The organism is Naasia lichenicola (genome assembly GCF_004801885.1).
GTDB lineage: Bacteria > Actinomycetota > Actinomycetes > Actinomycetales > Microbacteriaceae > Naasia > Naasia lichenicola.
In genome coordinates this window covers 33090-50063 of record NZ_SSSM01000001.1, presented here as the reverse complement: position 1 = coordinate 50063, position 16974 = coordinate 33090, and the positions used below count along the sequence as shown (strand labels likewise).

Below are 16974 nucleotides of genomic sequence, written 5' to 3'. Positions count from 1 at the left end.
GTTCTCGGCCTCCCTAGCCTGGGGCCACGCCACAGAGCTCGGACATCCTCAACACGAATTGGAACAACCATGACCACAGCCGCCACCCCTGTCATCTTCATTCACGGCCTTTGGGTCCACGGATCCGCCTGGGCCGACTGGATGGCGAGATTCGAAGTGGCCGGCTACCTCCCGGTCGCGCCGGGCTGGCCCGGCGACGCCGAGACAGTGGGGGCCACTCGCGCACACCCGGAGGCCGTCGCCAACGTCAGCGTCCAGCAGGCAACCGATCATTTCGCGCGCATCGCAAGAGAGTTCTCTGTACCGCCAATTGTGGTCGGACACTCCTTCGGCGGCTTGATCGCTCAGAAGCTGCTGGAGGCCGGCGTCGTCTCTGCCGCTGTCGCCATCGATCCCAGCGGAATCAAGGGCGTGAAGGCTCTACCCATTGCGCAGATCCGTGCGGTGTTCCCGATTATCAGCAAGAAGTCCAACCGCACGAAAGGCATCGCGCTGACCCGCCGCCAGTTCCGCTTCGCGTTCGGCAACAAGATCGCCCGTCAGGAAGCCGACTCGCTCTTCGACAAGTGGTCTGTGCCGTCGACGGCTCTTCCCGTCTTCGAGACTGCCTCGCAGAAGAAGGACGCGAACTCGGGGACGAAGATCAACACGGCCAAGCAGGATCGCGGCCCGCTCTTGATCACCGGCGGACAGTTCGACCACACGGTGCCCGAGGTGGTCACCCGGCAGTCATACGAGCTGTACACCGGCTCAGCGAAGACGGACTACCACCGCTTCGACAATCGAGGGCACAGTCTGACCATGGACCATGGGTGGACCGAGGTCGCAGACTATGTCCTCGGTTGGCTTGGCCGGCAGTCGCTCGGGACCGTGACCGGAGGCGCCACAACCCGCGCCGAGAAGATCTGACAGCGGCTTCTGCGACTCGCCAACCGCTCGCTGGGTAGGTTCGATGCCTTGTTGACCAACTCGTGTCAGTCGGAAGCTGGGTGGGCAGGTCACCAGATCTGAGCCAAGCTACGAGCGAGAAGATCGCGAGGAGTAGGCGCATGTCGCAAGGCGAAGATCCGACCGGGGCACGAATGCCCATCGTGCCCCAGACCGTGGACGGACCGCTGTCGAGCTCCGCGGTCTTCCTTACTCTCGTACTCTCCGATCGACCAGGCGCCGCCACCGATGCGCGAGCGGCACTCGGCGAGCTCGGTGGTCTCGTCCGGGCAGTCGGGTTCCGCGACCTTTCCGGCCATCTATCCTGCGTGGCCGCCATCGGCGCCGACGCTTGGGACGCGATCACAGGACTGTCCAAGCCGGCGCAGCTGCATCCGTTCGTCGAGGTGAAGGGCGATGTGCACACCGCACGCTCGACTCCCGGCGACCTGTTCTTCCATATCCGTGCCGAACGCGCAGACCTCTGCTTCGAATTTGAGCGGCTGCTCCTCGCCAAGCTCGGCGATGCGGTCGTGCGCATCGACGAGACAGTCGGTTTCCGCTACTTCGACGACCGCGACCTGCTTGGCTTCGTCGACGGCACCGAGAACCCCACCGGCCGCGGCATGGCGCGCTGGGCGCTCGTCGGTGACGAGGACCCCGATCATGTGGGCGGCAGCTACGTCGTGGTGCAGAAGTACGTGCACAACCTGCGGAACTGGAACGCGCTCGGAACCGAGCACCAGGAGAAGGTGATCGGGCGAACGAAGGCCGACAATGTCGAACTCGACGAAGCCCCCGCTGCGCGCAAATCGCATAGATCGTTGGCCACGATCGTCGACGATCAGGGCGTCGAGCACGACATCCTGCGCGACAACATGCCGTTCGGCCGGCCCGCTTACGGTGAGTACGGCACCTTCTTCATTGGCTACTCGAAAGACCTGTGGGTCATCGAACACATGCTGACCCGAATGTTCGTCGGTGAGCCGCCCGGTCAATACGACCGCATCCTCGACTTCTCCAGCGCCACCAGCGGTGCGGCGTTCTTCGCGCCGTCCAACGATGTGCTGGAGTCTTTTGGCGACTAGCGCTCCTTGACTCGACCAATTCACCTAGCAAAGCGGGCTAGAGCTCGCCATGGGGCCTTAGCCCAAGAGCCCTGGGGTCCTGGCGTCACCAGGCGTCCGTGGTGGACCGCGTCGATGACCTCCTCCGGCACGGAAATCGAGAGAACGCGTCGCGAAGTACAACCGGCTCACCGAGATCGCCGGAGAACAATCCGGAGCTGCCCTACGGGCTGCGCTGACTCCGACCGGTCGCCTCGTGGGCGACGCGCAGGAAAGCAGAACCAGCTGGCTGGGGCTCTCCCGACCAGATCGCCCGCAACGGCCGGGCAAGTGGCGGCCCAGAGAGCGGGACCCGCACCAGCGACCCGTCGTTGATGTCGGCGGCGACCGTGCGGAGGCTCATTACCGCCGGTGCGATTCCAGCCCGCGCGTTCGCCCGGATGATGCTCGTGGTCTCCAGCACCGCGGCCGGAACCGACGTGTTCAAACCGGCCTCCCTGAGCCATGCGGCGAGGGTCGCGCGAGTCCCGGAGCCTTCTTCCCGCAGGAGCAGAGCCGTCGCCGCAAGGACCTCCGCAGTGATCCCGGTCGACCGAGCCCAGGGATGGTCCGGCGCGACGACGACCGCGAGCTCATCGTCCGCGATCACCTGCGCGGACACACCTGCCGCCAGGGCCGGCGTCTCCGTGAACCCGAGGTCGGCGCTGCCGGAGCGCACGAGGCTCGTCACCGCAGCAGAGTTCCCGGCGAGCAGTCGCACGGTCACGTCGGGTTCACGGCGTCGGAACTCGAGCAGCCAGCCCGGCAGCAGCAGCTCCGCGATGGTCTGCGACGCCGCGACGACGAGCAGCCCCGCCGGAGCTCGGAGCGCGCCCACCCCCGCCTCGAGGCGGCGAGACGCGTCGAGGACCGGCCCGGCGAGCCCGAGGACGAGCCGTCCGGTCTCGGTCAGCACCGACCCGGTGGCCGACCGGTGCACCAGCGGGTGACCGACCGAGCGCTCGGCGACCCGGATACGAGCAGACACCGCCTGCTGTGTGATCCCGAGCGCGCCAGCGGCAGCGGAGAAGGAGCCGGTCTCGGCGACGCGTTCCAGGACCTCGAGGGTGTCGAGGTCGAGAGCGCGGTCCGTGAGTCGCCGTAGTGCCACAATCATTGATTGTGCCCTACCACGAGGTTCGGGGTACTGCCGAGACCGGGACGCGTGCAGGCTTGACCCATGACCACACCCCGCACCGCCCAGGCACCCGCGACCGGTAGTCAGATGCACCGGCGACCGCAGGCGGCGTTGTTCCGTGACCTGGAGCGGCCGGGTCTGATCGTGTCGAATCTCACACCGAACTGGTTCGCGTCGATTATGGGCACTGGGATTGTCGCTGTCGCAGCTGCGTCACTCCCACTGCAGCTCCCGGGACTCCGGTTCGCAGCGACGGTGGTGTGGGCGATTGCCGCGGTCCTGCTCGTCGCCCTCACTGTCGCGACGGTGCTGCACTGGGTCCGCTACCGGAGCACCGCAGCCAGGCACCACCTCAACCCGGTGATCTCGCACTTCTACGGCGCCCCGCCGATGGCGTTCCTCACGGTCGGGGCCGGCACGATCCTTCTCGGCAAGGATTGGATCGGCCTGCCCGCCGCCGTGACCATCGACTGGGTGCTCTGGACCATCGGCACCGTCGGAGGACTGCTCACGGCAGTCCTGGTGCCGTACCTGGCGTTCACCCGCCACGAGAACAAGCCGGACTCCGCGTTCGGCGGTTGGCTGATGCCGATCGTTCCGCCGATGGTGTCCGCTTCGACCGGCGCACTCCTGCTGCCGTACGCCCCCGCCGGTCAGGCGCGGGAGACGCTGCTGTGGTCCTGCTACGGCTTCTTCGGCCTCAGTCTCGTCACGTCGCTGGTCGTGATCACGTTGATCTGGAATCGACTGGCCCAGCACAAGGTCGGTGCCGCCGGCATGGTGCCGACCCTGTGGATCGTCCTCGGACCCGTCGGACAGTCGATCACGGCGGTGAACCTCCTCGCATCGAACGCACCCACCGTCGTCGACGCGTCCACCGCTCACGCGCTCCTCGTCGTGGCGCTGGTGTACGGGTTCGCGATGCTCGGCTTCGCGCTGCTGTGGACCGTCATCGCCCTCGCCGTCACCGTCCGGACCGCCCGCGAGCACCTGCCGTTCAGCCTGACCTGGTGGTCGTTCACATTCCCCGTCGGCACCTGCGTCACCGGACTCAACGGGCTCGCCCTGCACTCAGGCCTCACCGTCGTCGCCGTCCTCGCCGTCATCTACTACGCCGGCCTCGTCGCCGCATGGATCACCGTTGCCCTTCGCACCTTCCACGGATCCGTCGTCCGTGGCACCCTGCTGGCACCGCCACAGCCGGCATGAGCACCCCCGAGGAACTCGCTGACGTTCGATCGCTGAACGGTCTCGCGGAGACGTGGCGGACCGCGGCCAACGGCAGCCGACGGTTCGTCCCGAGCTTCGACCCACGATCCGGCGGCAGATCCAGCCGCGTCCTGGTCCTGATGCAGTCGCCCGGCCCCCAGACCATCGCCGCAGCGCACGCAGCGATCTGCAGCGAGGACAACCCGGGCCCGACCGCGGCCGCGTTCCGAGCAGCCCGTATCGAGTCCGGACTCGCACGCGGCGAGTACGTCCGCTGGAACCTCATCCCATGGGAGCTGCCCGACCGCGTGCGACTCGCGGACATCGACGAGGGGCGGCATGCCCTCGCCACACTGCTCGCGGCCCTCCCCACGCTCACTGCGATCGTCACGTACGGGACCGTCGCCCTCGACGGCGTGATGCGACACCTCACCCTGGACGAGCACCCCCGACTCCTTCCGGTCATCGCAGCACCACATCCGTCTCCCGCTAACGGCCGCCACCGCTCGGAACAACACTTCCGTTCCGTGCAAGCACTCCGGCTCGCGGCGCTAGCGCGACAGACGTGACAAAAACGAACGATTCCGCTATTAGTGACCGTTGGCTGGAATCGGCCTCTCGTCCAAGCCTTACGAGAGGAAAATCACACTAGTAACGCTGGACAGTAACAACGGTGCGCGGCACTATGACCGTCGTGATCCGCTCATTCGCAGACCGCGACACCGAGCGGATCTGGTTGCGTCAACGGGTCGCAGCCCTGGGCCCTGAACTCCAATGCGGCGCCAACCGGAAGCTGCTTCTTCTCGACGCCGCTGAGAACCTGCAGGATCTCCGGATTCCGCCCGGCAATCGACTTGAGCAGCTCAAAGGCGACCGCTCCGGTCAGCACAGCATCCGCGTGAATGACCAGTGGCGCATCTGCTTCATCTGGACAGAAGCAGGAGCCGAGAATGTCGAACTCGTCGACTATCACTAGTCGAGGCAACCGCAGAAAGAAGGCCATGGACACCGCACACGTACCGATCCACCCCGGCGAGATTCTCGCCGAGGAGTTCCTTGGTCCCCTTGGCATCACCAAGTACCGCCTCGCGAAGACGATCGATGTGCCGGCGACTCGCATCGGGGAGATCATCCGCGGCACGCGAAACGTCAGCCCGGATACCGCGCTACGTCTCTCGAAGGCGCTTGGTACCTCCGAACGCTTCTGGATGAATCTGCAGTCGCACTACGACCTCGAAGTCCAGCGCGAACTGCTCCAGGCCGAGCTCGAGCGGATAAAGCCGCTCGTTGCCAAGATTGACGGGCGTCTCAGCGAGTGATCTCCTGAAGCGCCCAGGAATTGCCGTCTGGGTCGGAGAAGTAGGCGTAGCGGACACCGCCGCCCATGTCACTGATATCCGACACTTCCACGCCACGGTCCAGCAACGTGCTGCGGACCAGGGCGAGATCATCGACCACGAGATGGAGGCCCTTCACGGGCGACGCACTGCTGCCGAGCATGCCGGTCCCGATGACGATCGAGCACGCAGATCCAGGAGGCGTCAGCTGGACGATGCGCATTCCATTGCCCGGTTCCACATCGTGGTCGAGGTTGAACCCGACTCTCTCCGCGTAGAAGGCCTTGCTGCGTGCGATGTCCGCCGAAGGCAGCGGGATGAGTTCGAGGCGCATGTCCATGGCGGGGCGGTCCATCTCTCTTGCGGTGGGTGCTGATTGTGGCAGGTGGTTTCGTGCTGCGGAACGTGGCAGCTCACTGCGCAGGGGTGCTCGCCGCTGATGGCGGCAGGGACACGACGACCGTGAGCCCGTCGCCCGGTTGGTTGTCGAGGGTGATGGTCCCATTGGCTTGCGCGACGATGGCGGCGGCGATGGCCAATCCGAGGCCCGCTCCTTCGCGGCGGACGCGAGCATCGTCCGCGCGGGTGAAGCGTTCGAGTGCGAGCGGTTCGAATGCCGGATCAAGGCCTCCGCCGGTGTCAGCAACGGACAGCTCGAGTCCCTTCGATGCGGATGAGCATCGCACGGTGATGGTGCCGGACTGGCCGACAGCAGTGATGGAGTTGGTCAGGAGGTTGTCGACCAGACGTCCGAAATCCTCGTCGCGAACGGCGTAAAGGATGGACCCGTCGAACGCGGAGCCGAATGGGTAGTCAACGACGATCCCCGAGCCTGGTGTGCGGAACCTGGCGCGTTCGACGGCCTCGGAGACTTCGCGTTCGAGCGAGCGCGCGGTCGCCAAGGCTGCAGGAGGGGCGGAGGACTCGATCGTCGACAGCACGAGGAGCGAGCTCACGAGAGACGCGAGCCGGGCAGCACTTCGCTCTGCGCCTTCGATGTCGGTGACGAGCTGCTCGATCGATGACGCCTCCGCGCGAGCGAGCTCGAGCTGGGTTCGCAGGATCGCAAGCGGGGTACGCAGTTCGTGGCTCGCGTCGGAGACGAGCTGGCGCTCTCGATCCGCCGAAGCGCGAAGCCGTTCGATGAGCTCGTTGAGGGTGCGGGCGAGCTGCGCGATCTCGTCGTTCGCACCGCCCACGGGAAGCAGATCCGATCCTGGCGCGGTGCTCAGCGTCTGGGCGCTCTCGCGAAGGCGTCCGACGGGCGCAAGTGCTGCGGACGAGAGCAGCCAGGCCGTGCCGCCGACCGCGAGGTCGATCACCGCAAGCAGGACGAACAGGAGGTTGCGCAGCTGATCCGCGACCGTGTCCTCCTCGCTGGCGGCGCGCGCGGCAATCACCGTCCAGGTTCGGCCTGCGATCTCCACCTCTGTCTTGTACACCACATATTCGTCGCCGGCCGCGAGCATCGTGCTCGTCCCATCCGTGACATCGTGCCGGCGCACTGCCTCGCTCAGCTCTTCGGGAAGGGTGTCGACCTGCGCCACGCCGGCAGGATCGATGACTGCGACCAGCTGGCCGGGTCCGGCCGCATCGAAGCTGTCACCCGGTTCGTTCTGCAGCGCGACGACGAATGGAGCGGCGTCGCTCATGAGCACCTGAACGGTACCGTCGCGCACGATGCGCGCGATCTGGGCGTCGATGATGATGCCGGCGATCACCGACAGCAGGATCGCGATGATAAGGCTGCCGCCGGCGATGCGCGCGCGGAGTCCGATTCCAGCGAGCAGTGGCGCCCGGCCGGAGGTCGGCGCTCCCGTCATGATGGCTCAGGGGTGACGAGCGAGAACCCCACACCCCGCGCCGTCACGATCCGCACGTCCGCGCCCGAGGCGTCGAGCTTGCGGCGCAGGTAGCTGACGTACTGGTCGACGATGTTCGGATCGATGTTGTCGGTTGTTTCCCACACCTCGCCGAGCAGCTGCACGCGGCTGACCGTCTCCCCCACGTTCTCGGCGAGCACGCGCATAACGTCGAACTCAGTCCGGCTGAGGGGAACGTCCTTCTCCCCGGATCGAACACGGTGACGGCGGAGATCGATGATGACGGTGCCGATCTCCATGCGGGAGGGTGCGCTGAGCGCGTCTCGGCGACGGACCGCGCGGACACGGGCTGCGAGCTCTGCGAAGGCGAACGGCTTGATCATGTAGTCATCCGCGCCCGCGTCGAGCCCGCGAACTCGATCGTCGACAGCATCCCGAGCGGTCAGCAGGATGACGGCGGTGGTCTCGTCCTCCTCCTTGATCCGCCGGCAGAGTTCGAAGCCCGACATCCCCGGGAGCATGACGTCGACGACGGCGAGCTCGAACGGGGACGACAGCACCTCGCCGAGGGCAGTGACCCCATCGAGTGCGGAGACGACGTCGTGCCCTTCGGCAGTGAGTCCGCGTGAGACGAGGGCGGCCATCTCCGGTTCGTCATCGACGACGAGGATGCGCATGGCGGCTCCCTTCCGAGCGGACTCCTCGCATCCTAGGTCGGCGCCTCAGGCCGTCACGGTCGCCGTGGCCGTCGACCCTTGGACCTGACGACGCTGTGCTGCCAACCGCACCGACAGGTAGACGACGAGGGCGATGATCACAGCCCCCAGAACGACACTGGTGATGGTGTATCCGAGTCCGAGGCCACCATCTGCGGTTGGTGCTGAGGAGAGGTCTCCGATTGAGGCTCCGAGGGGTCGGGTCATGATGTACGCCGCCCAGAAACAGACCACCGCGTTGGCCTTGAAGACGAAGAACGCGATGGCGATCACGCCGATGACCGCAGCGAACAGGACGGCCGCGACGAGGTAGCCCAGGCCGAGCGCCTCGGAGAGGTAGTCACCGGCCGCGGTGCCCAGCGCGAACGTGAAGAGGATCGCGAGCCAGTAGAACGCTTCGCGCGGTCGGCTCACGATGGAGTGGATCGAGAGCGTCCGCTCCCTGAGGAACCAGACAGTGAAGGTGGCGGCCAGCAGGACGCTGAAGACGATCGTCGACGCGAGCAGCGGGACGCCGACGACGTCGGTGAGGTTGTCGGTGATCAGGGTGCCCACGACGCTGATCAGGACCACGGTGAGCCAGTACACGACGGGCGTGTACCGCCTGGTGGCGAACTGCACGGCAAGGGCGATGAGGAAGAGAGCGCCGACGAGGATGGTGGTCAGGGTGAGCCCGAAGCCGAGCGTGTCGTTGAAGTAGTCGGCGGCCGTTTCACCGACCGTGGTGGAGAAGACCTTGATGATCCAGAAGGCGATAGTGACCTGCGGGACCTTGCTGAGCAGCAGATCGCTGATCCGGGTCGATGCGGGGTCGGAGACGCTGCGCGAGGCGGAGGCATTGCGTGGTGAAGTCATGCGCTCAGGTTTCCGATCAGCGCTGTCCCGCACCTGGGCCGCGGGGACCTGCGGGCTGAGGGTGCGTTCAGAGAACCGGCCGAGGAGCCGATCCTGTACGGACTCTCACCCGTGCGAGGCGGTGCACGGATCGCGGTGCACGCCTCAGGTGGTGGAGCGTGCGCGGCGCTGACGAAGCAGATTGACGAGGAGGGATCCGACCGAGAGCACGACGATTCCGATGAGGATGATGTCGATGTACTTCGAGACGAAGTCTGCGACCCCGGGGATCTGACCGAGGAAGTAGCCGGCGAGGATGATCAGCAGCGCCCAGAGCGCTCCCCCGACGATGTTGTAGATCAGGAAGCGCCGGTAGTGCATTCGCGCTGCGCCGGCGGCGACGGGTGCGATGGTGCGCACGACGGGCACGAAGCGCGCGATCGTCACCGTCCTCGCCCCGTATCTCTCGAAGAATGCGTTGGTCCGGTCGAGGCTCGCCTTGCTGATGAGCCCGGCTTGCTTCCGTTCGAAGACGGCGGGGCCGGCTCGGTGTCCGATGAGGTACCCGAGCTGGTCGCCGATCACCGCCGACAGGATCACCGCGCCGATGACCACGGGCAGCGGGACGTTCAGCACTCCAGAGAACGTGAGGACTCCGGTGAAGAAGAGAAGGGTGTCGCCGGGCAGGACGAACCCGATGAGCAGGCCCGTCTCGACGAAGATGATCGCACACACCACCAGGAGGCCCCACGGGCCGCTCGATTCGATGATGCTCTGCGGATCGAAGATGCCTCGGATCACTGGGCTGCTCCCTCAGAGACGAATGTCGAACGGGATCCGACTCGGCGGTCGCTCTGCAGGGCGACCAGGGCTGCTGTGACGCCGGCGGCGATGATCGCCACGGTGCCGGAGCCGACTCCGAGACCTCCGCGGGAATGGGAGACTCCGAGCCAGTCGGCGACCGACGCGCCAAGGGGTCTGGTCACGATGTAGGAGGCCCAGAACGCGGCGATCGGGCCGAGCAGTCGGAACCTGTAGGCGAGGCCGGGTAGGGCGATGATCACGGCGAAGAGCGCGGCCGACCCCAGATAGCCGAGGTTCAGGGCGTGCGCGGTCATGTCGCCCAGTGCGGTGCCGAGGGCGAAGGTCGCGACGACGGTTGCCCAGTAGAACAGCTCGCGTCGTCGCGAGGTGATGGTGTGGATCGAGATGCTGCCCTCGATGCGCAGCCATGCGATGAGGATTGCGGCGAGCAGGAGCGCGAAGACCGCACTGGACACGAGGTACGGCACTCCGAGGACGACGTGTGCGACGTCGGCGACCATCGTGCCGAAGATGCCGACCATGGCGACGACCAGCCAGTACTTCCACGGCACGTAGCGCGGCGCACGCAGCTGGACGGCCAGCGCGATCGCGAACAGCACCGCGGTCACCACGACGACGAGCACGGGTTCGAAGGTCACGACCAGGTAGTCGGACGCGGACTCGCCCATGCCGGTGGTGAGGATCTTGATCACCCAGAACAGGACGGTGATCTGCGGCACCTTGGATGTCAGCAGAGCCGACGGCCGCTGCCCCGAGGGCGCTGTGGGTTCAGACATCGTCTCCACTCTGTCCTGCCAGCGCTGAGAGCTGACCCTTGAGGTCCGCCTAGTAGGTGAACAACCCTTCAGAAAGCATCCGATCCCGCCGGTCGCACCTGCGCTCGGCGGGATCGGATGGGACGGTTAGCTAGTCGCTGATCCGCTGTCGTCGTCGTTGGTCTCGGCGTCGTCGGCACTGTCGTTGACGTCGTCATGACCGCCGCCGTGTCCCGACTCCGTGCCGGTGATCGCGAATGAGGCATCGAGCTTGACCGTCGCATTGGTGCCGTCGGCCTGCACGATGTGCGCTTCATAGGTGGCGCCTTCGGCGTCGTTCTCCATGCGCTCGATCGTCGCGCCCGGGTATGCAGCCTCGACCACGGCCTGGACCTTGGTCGCGATATCGCCAGTGAGGATGGCCTCCGTGATGCCGTTGGCGGTGTGCCCGCCCTGGCTCGGATCCGGCGCCGTCGTCGAGGTGGAAGTCGTCGGCGACGTCGTGCTCTCGGCCTGGGCGGGCAGCGCCGCGGCGGTCAGCGCTCCGACCGCGATGACGCCGGCGAGGCCTATACCGGCCAGTCCGAGCTTGTTCGTCTTCTTCATGATTGCTCCTTGCCTGTTGTGCCCGCCGTCTGCGGGTGAGGCCACGGTGAGCGGGGCCCTTATCGACGGCCTATGAATTCGACCCAGCGACGCCATCCCTGAATGGACGTTCAGGCGCCCGGGCCCGAGGCAGACAGGAGGCTGAAGAGACCTCGCAGTTCGCTATGTCCGTGTTCTTGCCGGTCAATGACTTGGGTTCACTACCGCCCGAACAGACTGCGGAGAGCCGCGGGGATCCGGACGAGCACCACGATGACAATCGCGATTCGAGCCCATTCCACCGACCCGAGCGTGAGCGACGCAGCCGCGTTGTTTCAGTTCGAGCGCCCGTCAATCCGAGGCTGTGAGGATCCTCAGTCGCCATCGAGGCCATACGGGCGCATTCCAAGAGCGGCCCGACACACTTCGTCGGAGGAGGCGTTTTCGTGCGTGTGCTGGTGGTGGAAGACGACGATGCGATCGCGCGCTCGATCGTCCAGGCTCTCCGCGAGGCGAGTTATGCAGTCGACCGCGAGGCCGATGCCGCTGCTGCCCTGTACGCCTTCGAGATCGATGAGCCGGACCTCGTCGTCCTCGACCTGCGGTTGCCGGGTTTGCGAGGCGGGGGCTTCGAGTTGTGCCAGCGCATCCGTGAGATCTCTGCTTCGGTGCCGGTGATCATGCTGACGGCGATCGACTCTCATACCTCTAAGGTGCGGGGCTTGGATGCGGGCGCCGACGACTACCTGACGAAGCCGTTCCATATCGACGAGCTGCTCGCCCGGGTTCGGGCGCTGCTCCGCCGCTCACCCATAGCGCAGCCCCCGATGCTGCGAGCGGCGGACCTAGTGCTCGACCCCGCCACCCGGAGCGTCCAGCGCGACGGTCGTCGGATCGAGCTCACGGCCAAAGAGTTCGCCGTGCTTGATTACCTGGTCCGAAACCAGGGTCGCATCGTCAGCTCCTCGGAGCTGATCGATCACGCCTGGGACAGCGCCTACGAGGGGTACAGCAACGTCGTCCCGACCTACGTCCGCTATCTGCGTCGGAAACTCGCCGTCCCGGGACGGTCGGACCCGATCACCACCCACCGCGGCAGCGGCTACTCGATCGCCGCCTCCCATTGATCCTCCGCCGCGCACGGCGTCGACTCGCAGTCGTCTTCGCAACGGCACAGCTCACGCTCGCCGTCGCTTTCGCCTTCGCGGTCTACGGCTACGTCACCATCGCATTCGACTTCGACGGCCCCGCGGAGAGCGGCGTCGGCGCATCCGCCGAGGCCGGGTTCGCCGTCCTGAGATCCGGGCTGGTGTGGGCCTGCCTTGCCCTGCTGCTGATCGCACCTGTCACGAGTTGGCTGCTAGCAGGAATGGTCCTGAGGCCGGTCCGGCGCAGCTTCGAGGCACAGGAGCGCTTCGTCGACGACGCGTCGCATGAACTCCGCACGCCCCTGACCGCTATCCGCGCTCAGCTGGAACTCGCCGTCCATCGCCAGCGGGCTCCCGACGAGTACGTGGACGCCATTCGCCGCTCCCTCGTGGCCACCACTGTGCTGGAGCAGACGCTGTCCGATCTGCTCGTGCTGTCTCAGTCGGATCGCGAGATCAGCGCGGATCGGACGCCGGTCCGCCTCTCCGCCGTGCTCGATCGGTGCGTCTCACTCCTGCCGGATGTCGCCCAACGAGTCATTGCGGAGGTGGATGACACGGCCACTGTCGAGGGTCTTCCGGGCCTGCTCGATCGCCTGCTGCTCAACCTGCTATCGAATGCGGCCCGCTACTCCCCCGCAGTCAGTCCCATCCGTGTTCGCATAGCTCGCCGACCCAACGGGGTGGCACTGACCGTCACGGACACCGGCATCGGCATGAGGGCGTCCGAGATCACCCACGCGACGGAACGGTTCTGGAGAGCGGACTCCTCGCGCGCATCGGACGGGAATGGGCTCGGACTGGCCATTGTCCGTCAGATAGCCGACCTTCATCACGCGCGGCTCACGATCGAGTCGACCGTCGGAGCCGGGACGAGCGTCGGCGTGCTGTTCCCTCTCTCACGTTGATCTCACGGGGCACTTCCTAGCTTGAAGATGAGCGGCATCCCGCCGCACAGAGAAAGGACCCAATCATGACGAAGCGACAGCGCATCATCGTCGGCTCGAGCGTCGCGATCATGGCCGCCGTTGCCGGTGGGCTCGCGATCGGACTGCCCGCTCAGGCATCATCCGTCAGCACGACCAACACGGTCTCGACCACCGGAGCCGTGGAAGACGGCACCGCCGACGGCGAGACCGCCGACGATCAAGGCATCGAAGATGGTACGGCCGACGGCGAAACGGCCGACGATCAAGGCATCGAGGACGGCACCGCGGACGGCGAAACCGCCGACGACACCCCCGCCACGCCCGCAGGCTGACTCACGGGCCAGAATGGCCCGCGTGCTCAAACGAGTGCGCGGGCCGTTCCATTCGGCCGCCTCTGCTTATGCGATGCACCGACCAGAAGACCACTACCGAGATCGAAGCGCCGAGCACAACGCCGGCAACGGTGTCAGAGAGCCAATGCACCAGCAGATAGGTGCGGCTCCACGCCATCAGCACACCCCAGACGATCGCCAACACCCACACCCACACTCTGCGGACGATGAGCGCGATGCCGACGGCCAGCGCGGCGGCCATTGTGCTGTGGCCGGACGGGAACGAGTCACCGCCCGCCGCCACCAGGGCGTCCAGGGGCCGCGCGCGACCCACCACCGCCTTGAGTGCGTTGAAGGCGATGAGCGAGATGAGGATGCTCGCGACGAGCGAAACCCCCACGCGCCACTCACGTCGCGCGAGCAAGACGATCGCCAGGACGACCACCACGGTCGTCACATCGAGCGTACCGCCGACCGCGTTCAGCACGCGCGCCAGCGAGTCAGCGAACTGGGTACGGAGGGTGGCCATCAGGTCGTGCCAAGACTGATCCGGACCGATGGCACCGCCCGCCGCGACGAAACGGATGGCCACCCCCGAGGCGATGACGAACAGGATCGCGAGAGAGGCAGCGGACACCGCTCGCGGGTGGATCTCGCGTCCGATTGGAACCATACGTCGTGTCCTTTCGATGGACAGCAACGCTATGAAGCGAGCTCGACAGGCCCATGAGACCAACACTCGTTGGGGGTGAGAGTACTCACAAGATGCGCCGTCGGCGTCGAGACTCCGGAGTGATCGCGGCGTTCCCACGCATACCGACGACGGCCCAGCGGGCGCCCGTGCTCCGCCGCCGTCGACGAGGTCTGCGAACCGACGGTGGAATCTGAGGGAACTTTCATGAACGCCGGGATCGACGATCGGGGGTCACTGATTGCGGTTAGGTTCGCCTTACCAACCCGCCGCCCGACGAAGGACAACCGTGCTCGCCAACTTCCTCATCGGCCTCCGTGAGGGCCTCGAGATCGGCCTCGTCGTCGGCATCCTCATCGCCTACATCAATCGGGTCTCCCGGCGGGATGTGCTGCCGAAGCTCTGGCTGGGTATCGGGATCGCCATCGCGCTCGCCCTCGCGGTCGGCGCGATCCTCACCTGGGGCCCGTACGGATTGAGCTCTCAAGGTCAGGAGGGTATCGGCGGAGTTCTCTCGGTGCTCGCCGTTGGCCTCGTCACCTGGATGATCTTCTGGATGGCTCGCAACGCCCGTGAGCTCAAGGGCGAACTGCACGGGGCGCTGGATAAGGCCCTCAGTGGCGACGCACGCGGGCTGGTCTTACTCGGCGTGGTCGCTGTCGGTCGCGAGAGCATCGAGACTGCTCTGTTCCTCTGGGCGGCAGCGAAATCGGAGACCAACACCCTGCTCGGCACCGCCGGCGCCATCGGCGGGCTGGCCGTCGCAGCCGCACTCGCCTATCTGATCTACCGCGGTGCGATGCGGATCGATCTGCGCCGATTCTTCTTCTGGACTGGACTCTTCCTGGTGCTCGTCGCAGCGGGCGTGCTGTCCTACGGCCTGGGCGAGCTCCAGGGCGCAGGACTCGTGCCGGGCAACGGCCAAGCCGCGTTCAGCGTCGCCGGTGTCATCCCACCCACCAGCTGGTATGGCAGTCTGCTCTCCGGCATCTTCAACTTCAATGCGGAGCCGACGTGGTTGCAGACGGTCGGCTGGGGCGCCTACCTCGGCATCGTACTCACGCTTTTCCTCCGGGCCAGTGGGGTGGGCAGGAAGGCCGCTCTCCAACCGTCCACATCCACCGCCGTCGCATCCTGACGTCCAGACGCCGAGTGACCGGGGACAGACGAAGACTTCAGCAAGGACGCGCCTGTTATGGGGTGGCGACCGGGAGAAACGACCCGATGTAGTTACGCTGGACAGTAATAACGGCGTGCGGTACTATGACCGTCGTGATCCGCTCATTCGCTGACCGCGACACCGAGCGGATCTGGTTGCGTCAACGGATCGCCGCCCTGAGCCCTGAACTCCAACGCGGCGCCAACCGGAAGCTGCTTCTTCTCGACGCCGCTGAGAACCTGCAGGATCTCCGGATTCCGCCCGGCAATCGACTTGAGCAGCTCAAAGGCGACCGCTCCGGTCAGCACAGCATCCGCGTGAATGACCAGTGGCGCATCTGCTTCATCTGGACAGAAGCAGGAGCCGAGAATGTCGAACTCGTCGACTATCACTAGTCGAGGCAACCGCAGAAAGAAGGCCATGGACACCGCACACGCACCGATCCACCCCGGCGAGATTCTCGCCGAGGAGTTCCTTGGTCCCCTTGGCATCACCAAGTACCGGCTCGCGAAGACGATCGATGTGCCCGCGACTCGCATCGGGGAAATCATCCGCGGCACGCGAAACGTCAGCCCGGATACCGCGCTACGTCTCTCGAAGGCGCTTGGTACCTCCGAACGCTTCTGGATGAATCTGCAGTCGCACTACGACCTCGAAGTCCAGCGCGAACTGCACCAGGCCGAGCTCGAGCGGATAAAGCCGCTCGTTGCCAGCTGACTCGCTGACGGTGTCTCCACGAACGCCTTACAACATCACAGTCCAGGACTCGATCCGTGACAACAATTTGACAACACTTCGCGGAAAACAAGGGTGATTCAGGCACATCGAGGGAGCTCAACTTCCGCGTAATTCCGGGCTTCTGTAATTGAAAAAGACGCCTCTGATCAGCCGACTCGAGCACTGGACTCATAATCCATCGGTCACGGGTTCAAGTCCCGTCCGCCCTACAAGCCCGCAATCATGCGGATCTGAAGGCCTTTGAGCAACTTTTCTGAGGGTCCCGAACCTCCGTCTGACCACATCTTCACCACACTTGCAGAACGAGCCGCCTGATCGAGACGGGTCGCAGCCGCGTCAAGATCGTCGTCAAAGAGGTCTGCCTAGACGTCCAGCGTCATCGCTGCGGACGCATGACCGAGCATCTTTTGCACCGTTTGACGTTCGCGCCAGCCGCGATCGCGAGTGAAGCGGCCGTGTATCGCGGATCGTGAATGGTCATTCCCGGGAGCCCCGCCGCAGCCAGCGAACGGTTGTACCAAGAGTGCGGTTGAGCCGAGGGCGTGATGCGCGGCCTGCCTCTCAAACCGGCGAAACGAAGTCCTCACCTTCGCGCCCTGCCAGCGCTGCAGCGAGTGCCGGCACAAGGAAGGCCGGAAATGGCACGAAACGACGCTTGTGCGTCTTCGGCGTGCCGATGATCACCTCGCCCTTGACCAAGACGGCGTTCTGAACAACGGAGA

Annotated in this window: 22 protein-coding genes and 1 tRNA gene; 13 read left to right on the top strand and 10 right to left on the bottom strand. The window is 65.7% G+C overall.

From position 1 onward, the window contains the following. Positions 1-69: 69 nt before the first annotated feature. Together E6C64_RS00260 and E6C64_RS00255 are read left to right on the top strand one after the other, a co-directional pair. Positions 70-909 carry an alpha/beta hydrolase gene (locus E6C64_RS00260; RefSeq protein ID WP_136425630.1) on the top strand — a complete coding sequence of 280 codons (840 nt, stop codon included), beginning with the start codon at positions 70-72 and terminating at the stop codon, positions 907-909. 140 nt (positions 910-1049) lie between these two features. Further along, positions 1050-2015 carry a Dyp-type peroxidase gene (locus E6C64_RS00255; RefSeq protein WP_136426340.1) on the top strand — a complete coding sequence of 322 codons (966 nt, stop codon included), beginning with the start codon at positions 1050-1052 and terminating at the stop codon, positions 2013-2015. Between the two features lie 202 nt (positions 2016-2217). On the opposite strand, the gene E6C64_RS00250 is transcribed toward E6C64_RS00255, so the two are convergent. Next, entirely contained in the window at positions 2218-3150 is a 933-nt protein-coding gene (locus E6C64_RS00250; protein WP_233255380.1) for a LysR family transcriptional regulator, read from the bottom strand. A 63-nt stretch (positions 3151-3213) separates the two neighbouring features. On the opposite strand from E6C64_RS00250, the gene E6C64_RS00245 reads away from it, so the two are divergent. The 4 genes from E6C64_RS00245 to E6C64_RS00230 all read left to right on the top strand — a co-directional run bounded on the left by E6C64_RS00245 (position 3214) and on the right by E6C64_RS00230 (position 5699). Continuing rightward, positions 3214-4380, top strand: a complete 1167-nt coding sequence (locus tag E6C64_RS00245) for a TDT family transporter (RefSeq protein ID WP_438941825.1) — start codon at positions 3214-3216, stop codon at positions 4378-4380. Then, on the top strand, positions 4377-4949 hold the full coding sequence (locus tag E6C64_RS00240; protein ID WP_136425628.1) for a uracil-DNA glycosylase family protein: 573 nt from the start codon (positions 4377-4379) through the stop codon (positions 4947-4949). The genes E6C64_RS00245 and E6C64_RS00240 overlap by 4 nt, the downstream gene beginning before the upstream one ends. A gap of 116 nt (positions 4950-5065) precedes the next feature. Continuing rightward, entirely contained in the window at positions 5066-5356 is a 291-nt protein-coding gene (locus tag E6C64_RS00235) for a type II toxin-antitoxin system RelE/ParE family toxin (RefSeq protein ID WP_269846362.1), read from the top strand. Positions 5357-5381: 25 nt separating this feature from the next. Further along, positions 5382-5699, top strand: coding sequence for a HigA family addiction module antitoxin (locus E6C64_RS00230; RefSeq protein WP_233255379.1), 318 nt, complete (start codon positions 5382-5384; stop codon positions 5697-5699). On the opposite strand, the gene E6C64_RS00225 is transcribed toward E6C64_RS00230, so the two are convergent. The 7 genes from E6C64_RS00225 to E6C64_RS00195 all read right to left on the bottom strand — a co-directional run bounded on the left by E6C64_RS00225 (position 5689) and on the right by E6C64_RS00195 (position 11276). Further along, positions 5689-6072, bottom strand: coding sequence for a VOC family protein (locus E6C64_RS00225; protein ID WP_233255378.1), 384 nt, complete (start codon positions 6070-6072; stop codon positions 5689-5691). The two genes, E6C64_RS00230 and E6C64_RS00225, sit on opposite strands and share 11 nt — an antisense overlap. Positions 6073-6130: 58 nt before the next feature. Then, positions 6131-7540, bottom strand: coding sequence for a sensor histidine kinase (locus E6C64_RS00220; protein ID WP_136425626.1), 1410 nt, complete (start codon positions 7538-7540; stop codon positions 6131-6133). Beyond that, entirely contained in the window at positions 7537-8217 is a 681-nt protein-coding gene (locus E6C64_RS00215) for a response regulator transcription factor (RefSeq protein ID WP_136425625.1), read from the bottom strand. Before E6C64_RS00215 ends, E6C64_RS00220 begins: the two co-directional genes overlap by 4 nt. Positions 8218-8262: 45 nt before the next feature. Next, positions 8263-9111, bottom strand: a complete 849-nt coding sequence (locus tag E6C64_RS00210; protein WP_136425624.1) for a COG4705 family protein — start codon at positions 9109-9111, stop codon at positions 8263-8265. 144 nt (positions 9112-9255) lie between these two features. Next, entirely contained in the window at positions 9256-9891 is a 636-nt protein-coding gene (locus E6C64_RS00205) for a DedA family protein (protein WP_136425623.1), read from the bottom strand. Further along, the gene (locus E6C64_RS00200; protein ID WP_136425622.1) at positions 9888-10691 is read right to left on the bottom strand and encodes a COG4705 family protein; all 804 of its coding nucleotides are present in this window, start codon (positions 10689-10691) and stop codon (positions 9888-9890) included. The genes E6C64_RS00205 and E6C64_RS00200 overlap by 4 nt, the downstream gene beginning before the upstream one ends. A gap of 126 nt (positions 10692-10817) precedes the next feature. Further along, positions 10818-11276 (bottom strand): hypothetical protein, encoded by a 459-nt coding sequence (locus E6C64_RS00195; RefSeq protein ID WP_136425621.1) that lies wholly within the window; start codon positions 11274-11276, stop codon positions 10818-10820. Positions 11277-11701: 425 nt separating this feature from the next. On the opposite strand from E6C64_RS00195, the gene E6C64_RS00190 reads away from it, so the two are divergent. From E6C64_RS00190 to E6C64_RS00180, 3 genes are all read left to right on the top strand, one after another. Further along, the gene (locus E6C64_RS00190) at positions 11702-12382 is read left to right on the top strand and encodes a response regulator transcription factor (RefSeq protein WP_136425620.1); all 681 of its coding nucleotides are present in this window, start codon (positions 11702-11704) and stop codon (positions 12380-12382) included. Beyond that, a complete protein-coding gene (locus E6C64_RS00185; protein WP_136425619.1) occupies positions 12379-13311 on the top strand; it encodes a sensor histidine kinase in 933 nt (310 codons plus the stop codon). The genes E6C64_RS00190 and E6C64_RS00185 overlap by 4 nt, the downstream gene beginning before the upstream one ends. Before the next feature lie 65 nt (positions 13312-13376). Beyond that, positions 13377-13664: a hypothetical protein gene (locus tag E6C64_RS00180; RefSeq protein ID WP_136425618.1), complete on the top strand. Its 288-nt coding sequence runs from the start codon at positions 13377-13379 to the stop codon at positions 13662-13664. Position 13665: 1 nt separating this feature from the next. Here E6C64_RS00180 and E6C64_RS00175 read toward each other — a convergent pair whose 3' ends face one another. Next, positions 13666-14301, bottom strand: a complete 636-nt coding sequence (locus tag E6C64_RS00175) for a phosphatase PAP2 family protein (protein WP_233255377.1) — start codon at positions 14299-14301, stop codon at positions 13666-13668. 343 nt (positions 14302-14644) lie between these two features. Between E6C64_RS00175 and efeU the strand changes: the two genes are divergently transcribed. The 4 genes from efeU to E6C64_RS18830 all read left to right on the top strand — a co-directional run bounded on the left by efeU (position 14645) and on the right by E6C64_RS18830 (position 16461). After that, positions 14645-15493, top strand: a complete 849-nt coding sequence (efeU, locus tag E6C64_RS00170; protein WP_136425616.1) for an iron uptake transporter permease EfeU — start codon at positions 14645-14647, stop codon at positions 15491-15493. Between the two features lie 125 nt (positions 15494-15618). Continuing rightward, positions 15619-15909 carry a type II toxin-antitoxin system RelE/ParE family toxin gene (locus E6C64_RS00165; RefSeq protein ID WP_438941824.1) on the top strand — a complete coding sequence of 97 codons (291 nt, stop codon included), beginning with the start codon at positions 15619-15621 and terminating at the stop codon, positions 15907-15909. A gap of 25 nt (positions 15910-15934) precedes the next feature. Continuing rightward, entirely contained in the window at positions 15935-16231 is a 297-nt protein-coding gene (locus E6C64_RS00160) for a HigA family addiction module antitoxin (protein ID WP_199240916.1), read from the top strand. Between the two features lie 110 nt (positions 16232-16341). After that, positions 16342-16461: transfer RNA gene (locus tag E6C64_RS18830), tRNA-Met, on the top strand. Between the two features lie 352 nt (positions 16462-16813). Here E6C64_RS18830 and E6C64_RS18825 read toward each other — a convergent pair. Further along, complete coding sequence (locus E6C64_RS18825; RefSeq protein ID WP_158437677.1) at positions 16814-16951, bottom strand: hypothetical protein; 138 nt, start codon at positions 16949-16951, stop codon at positions 16814-16816. Positions 16952-16974: the final 23 nt, after the last annotated feature.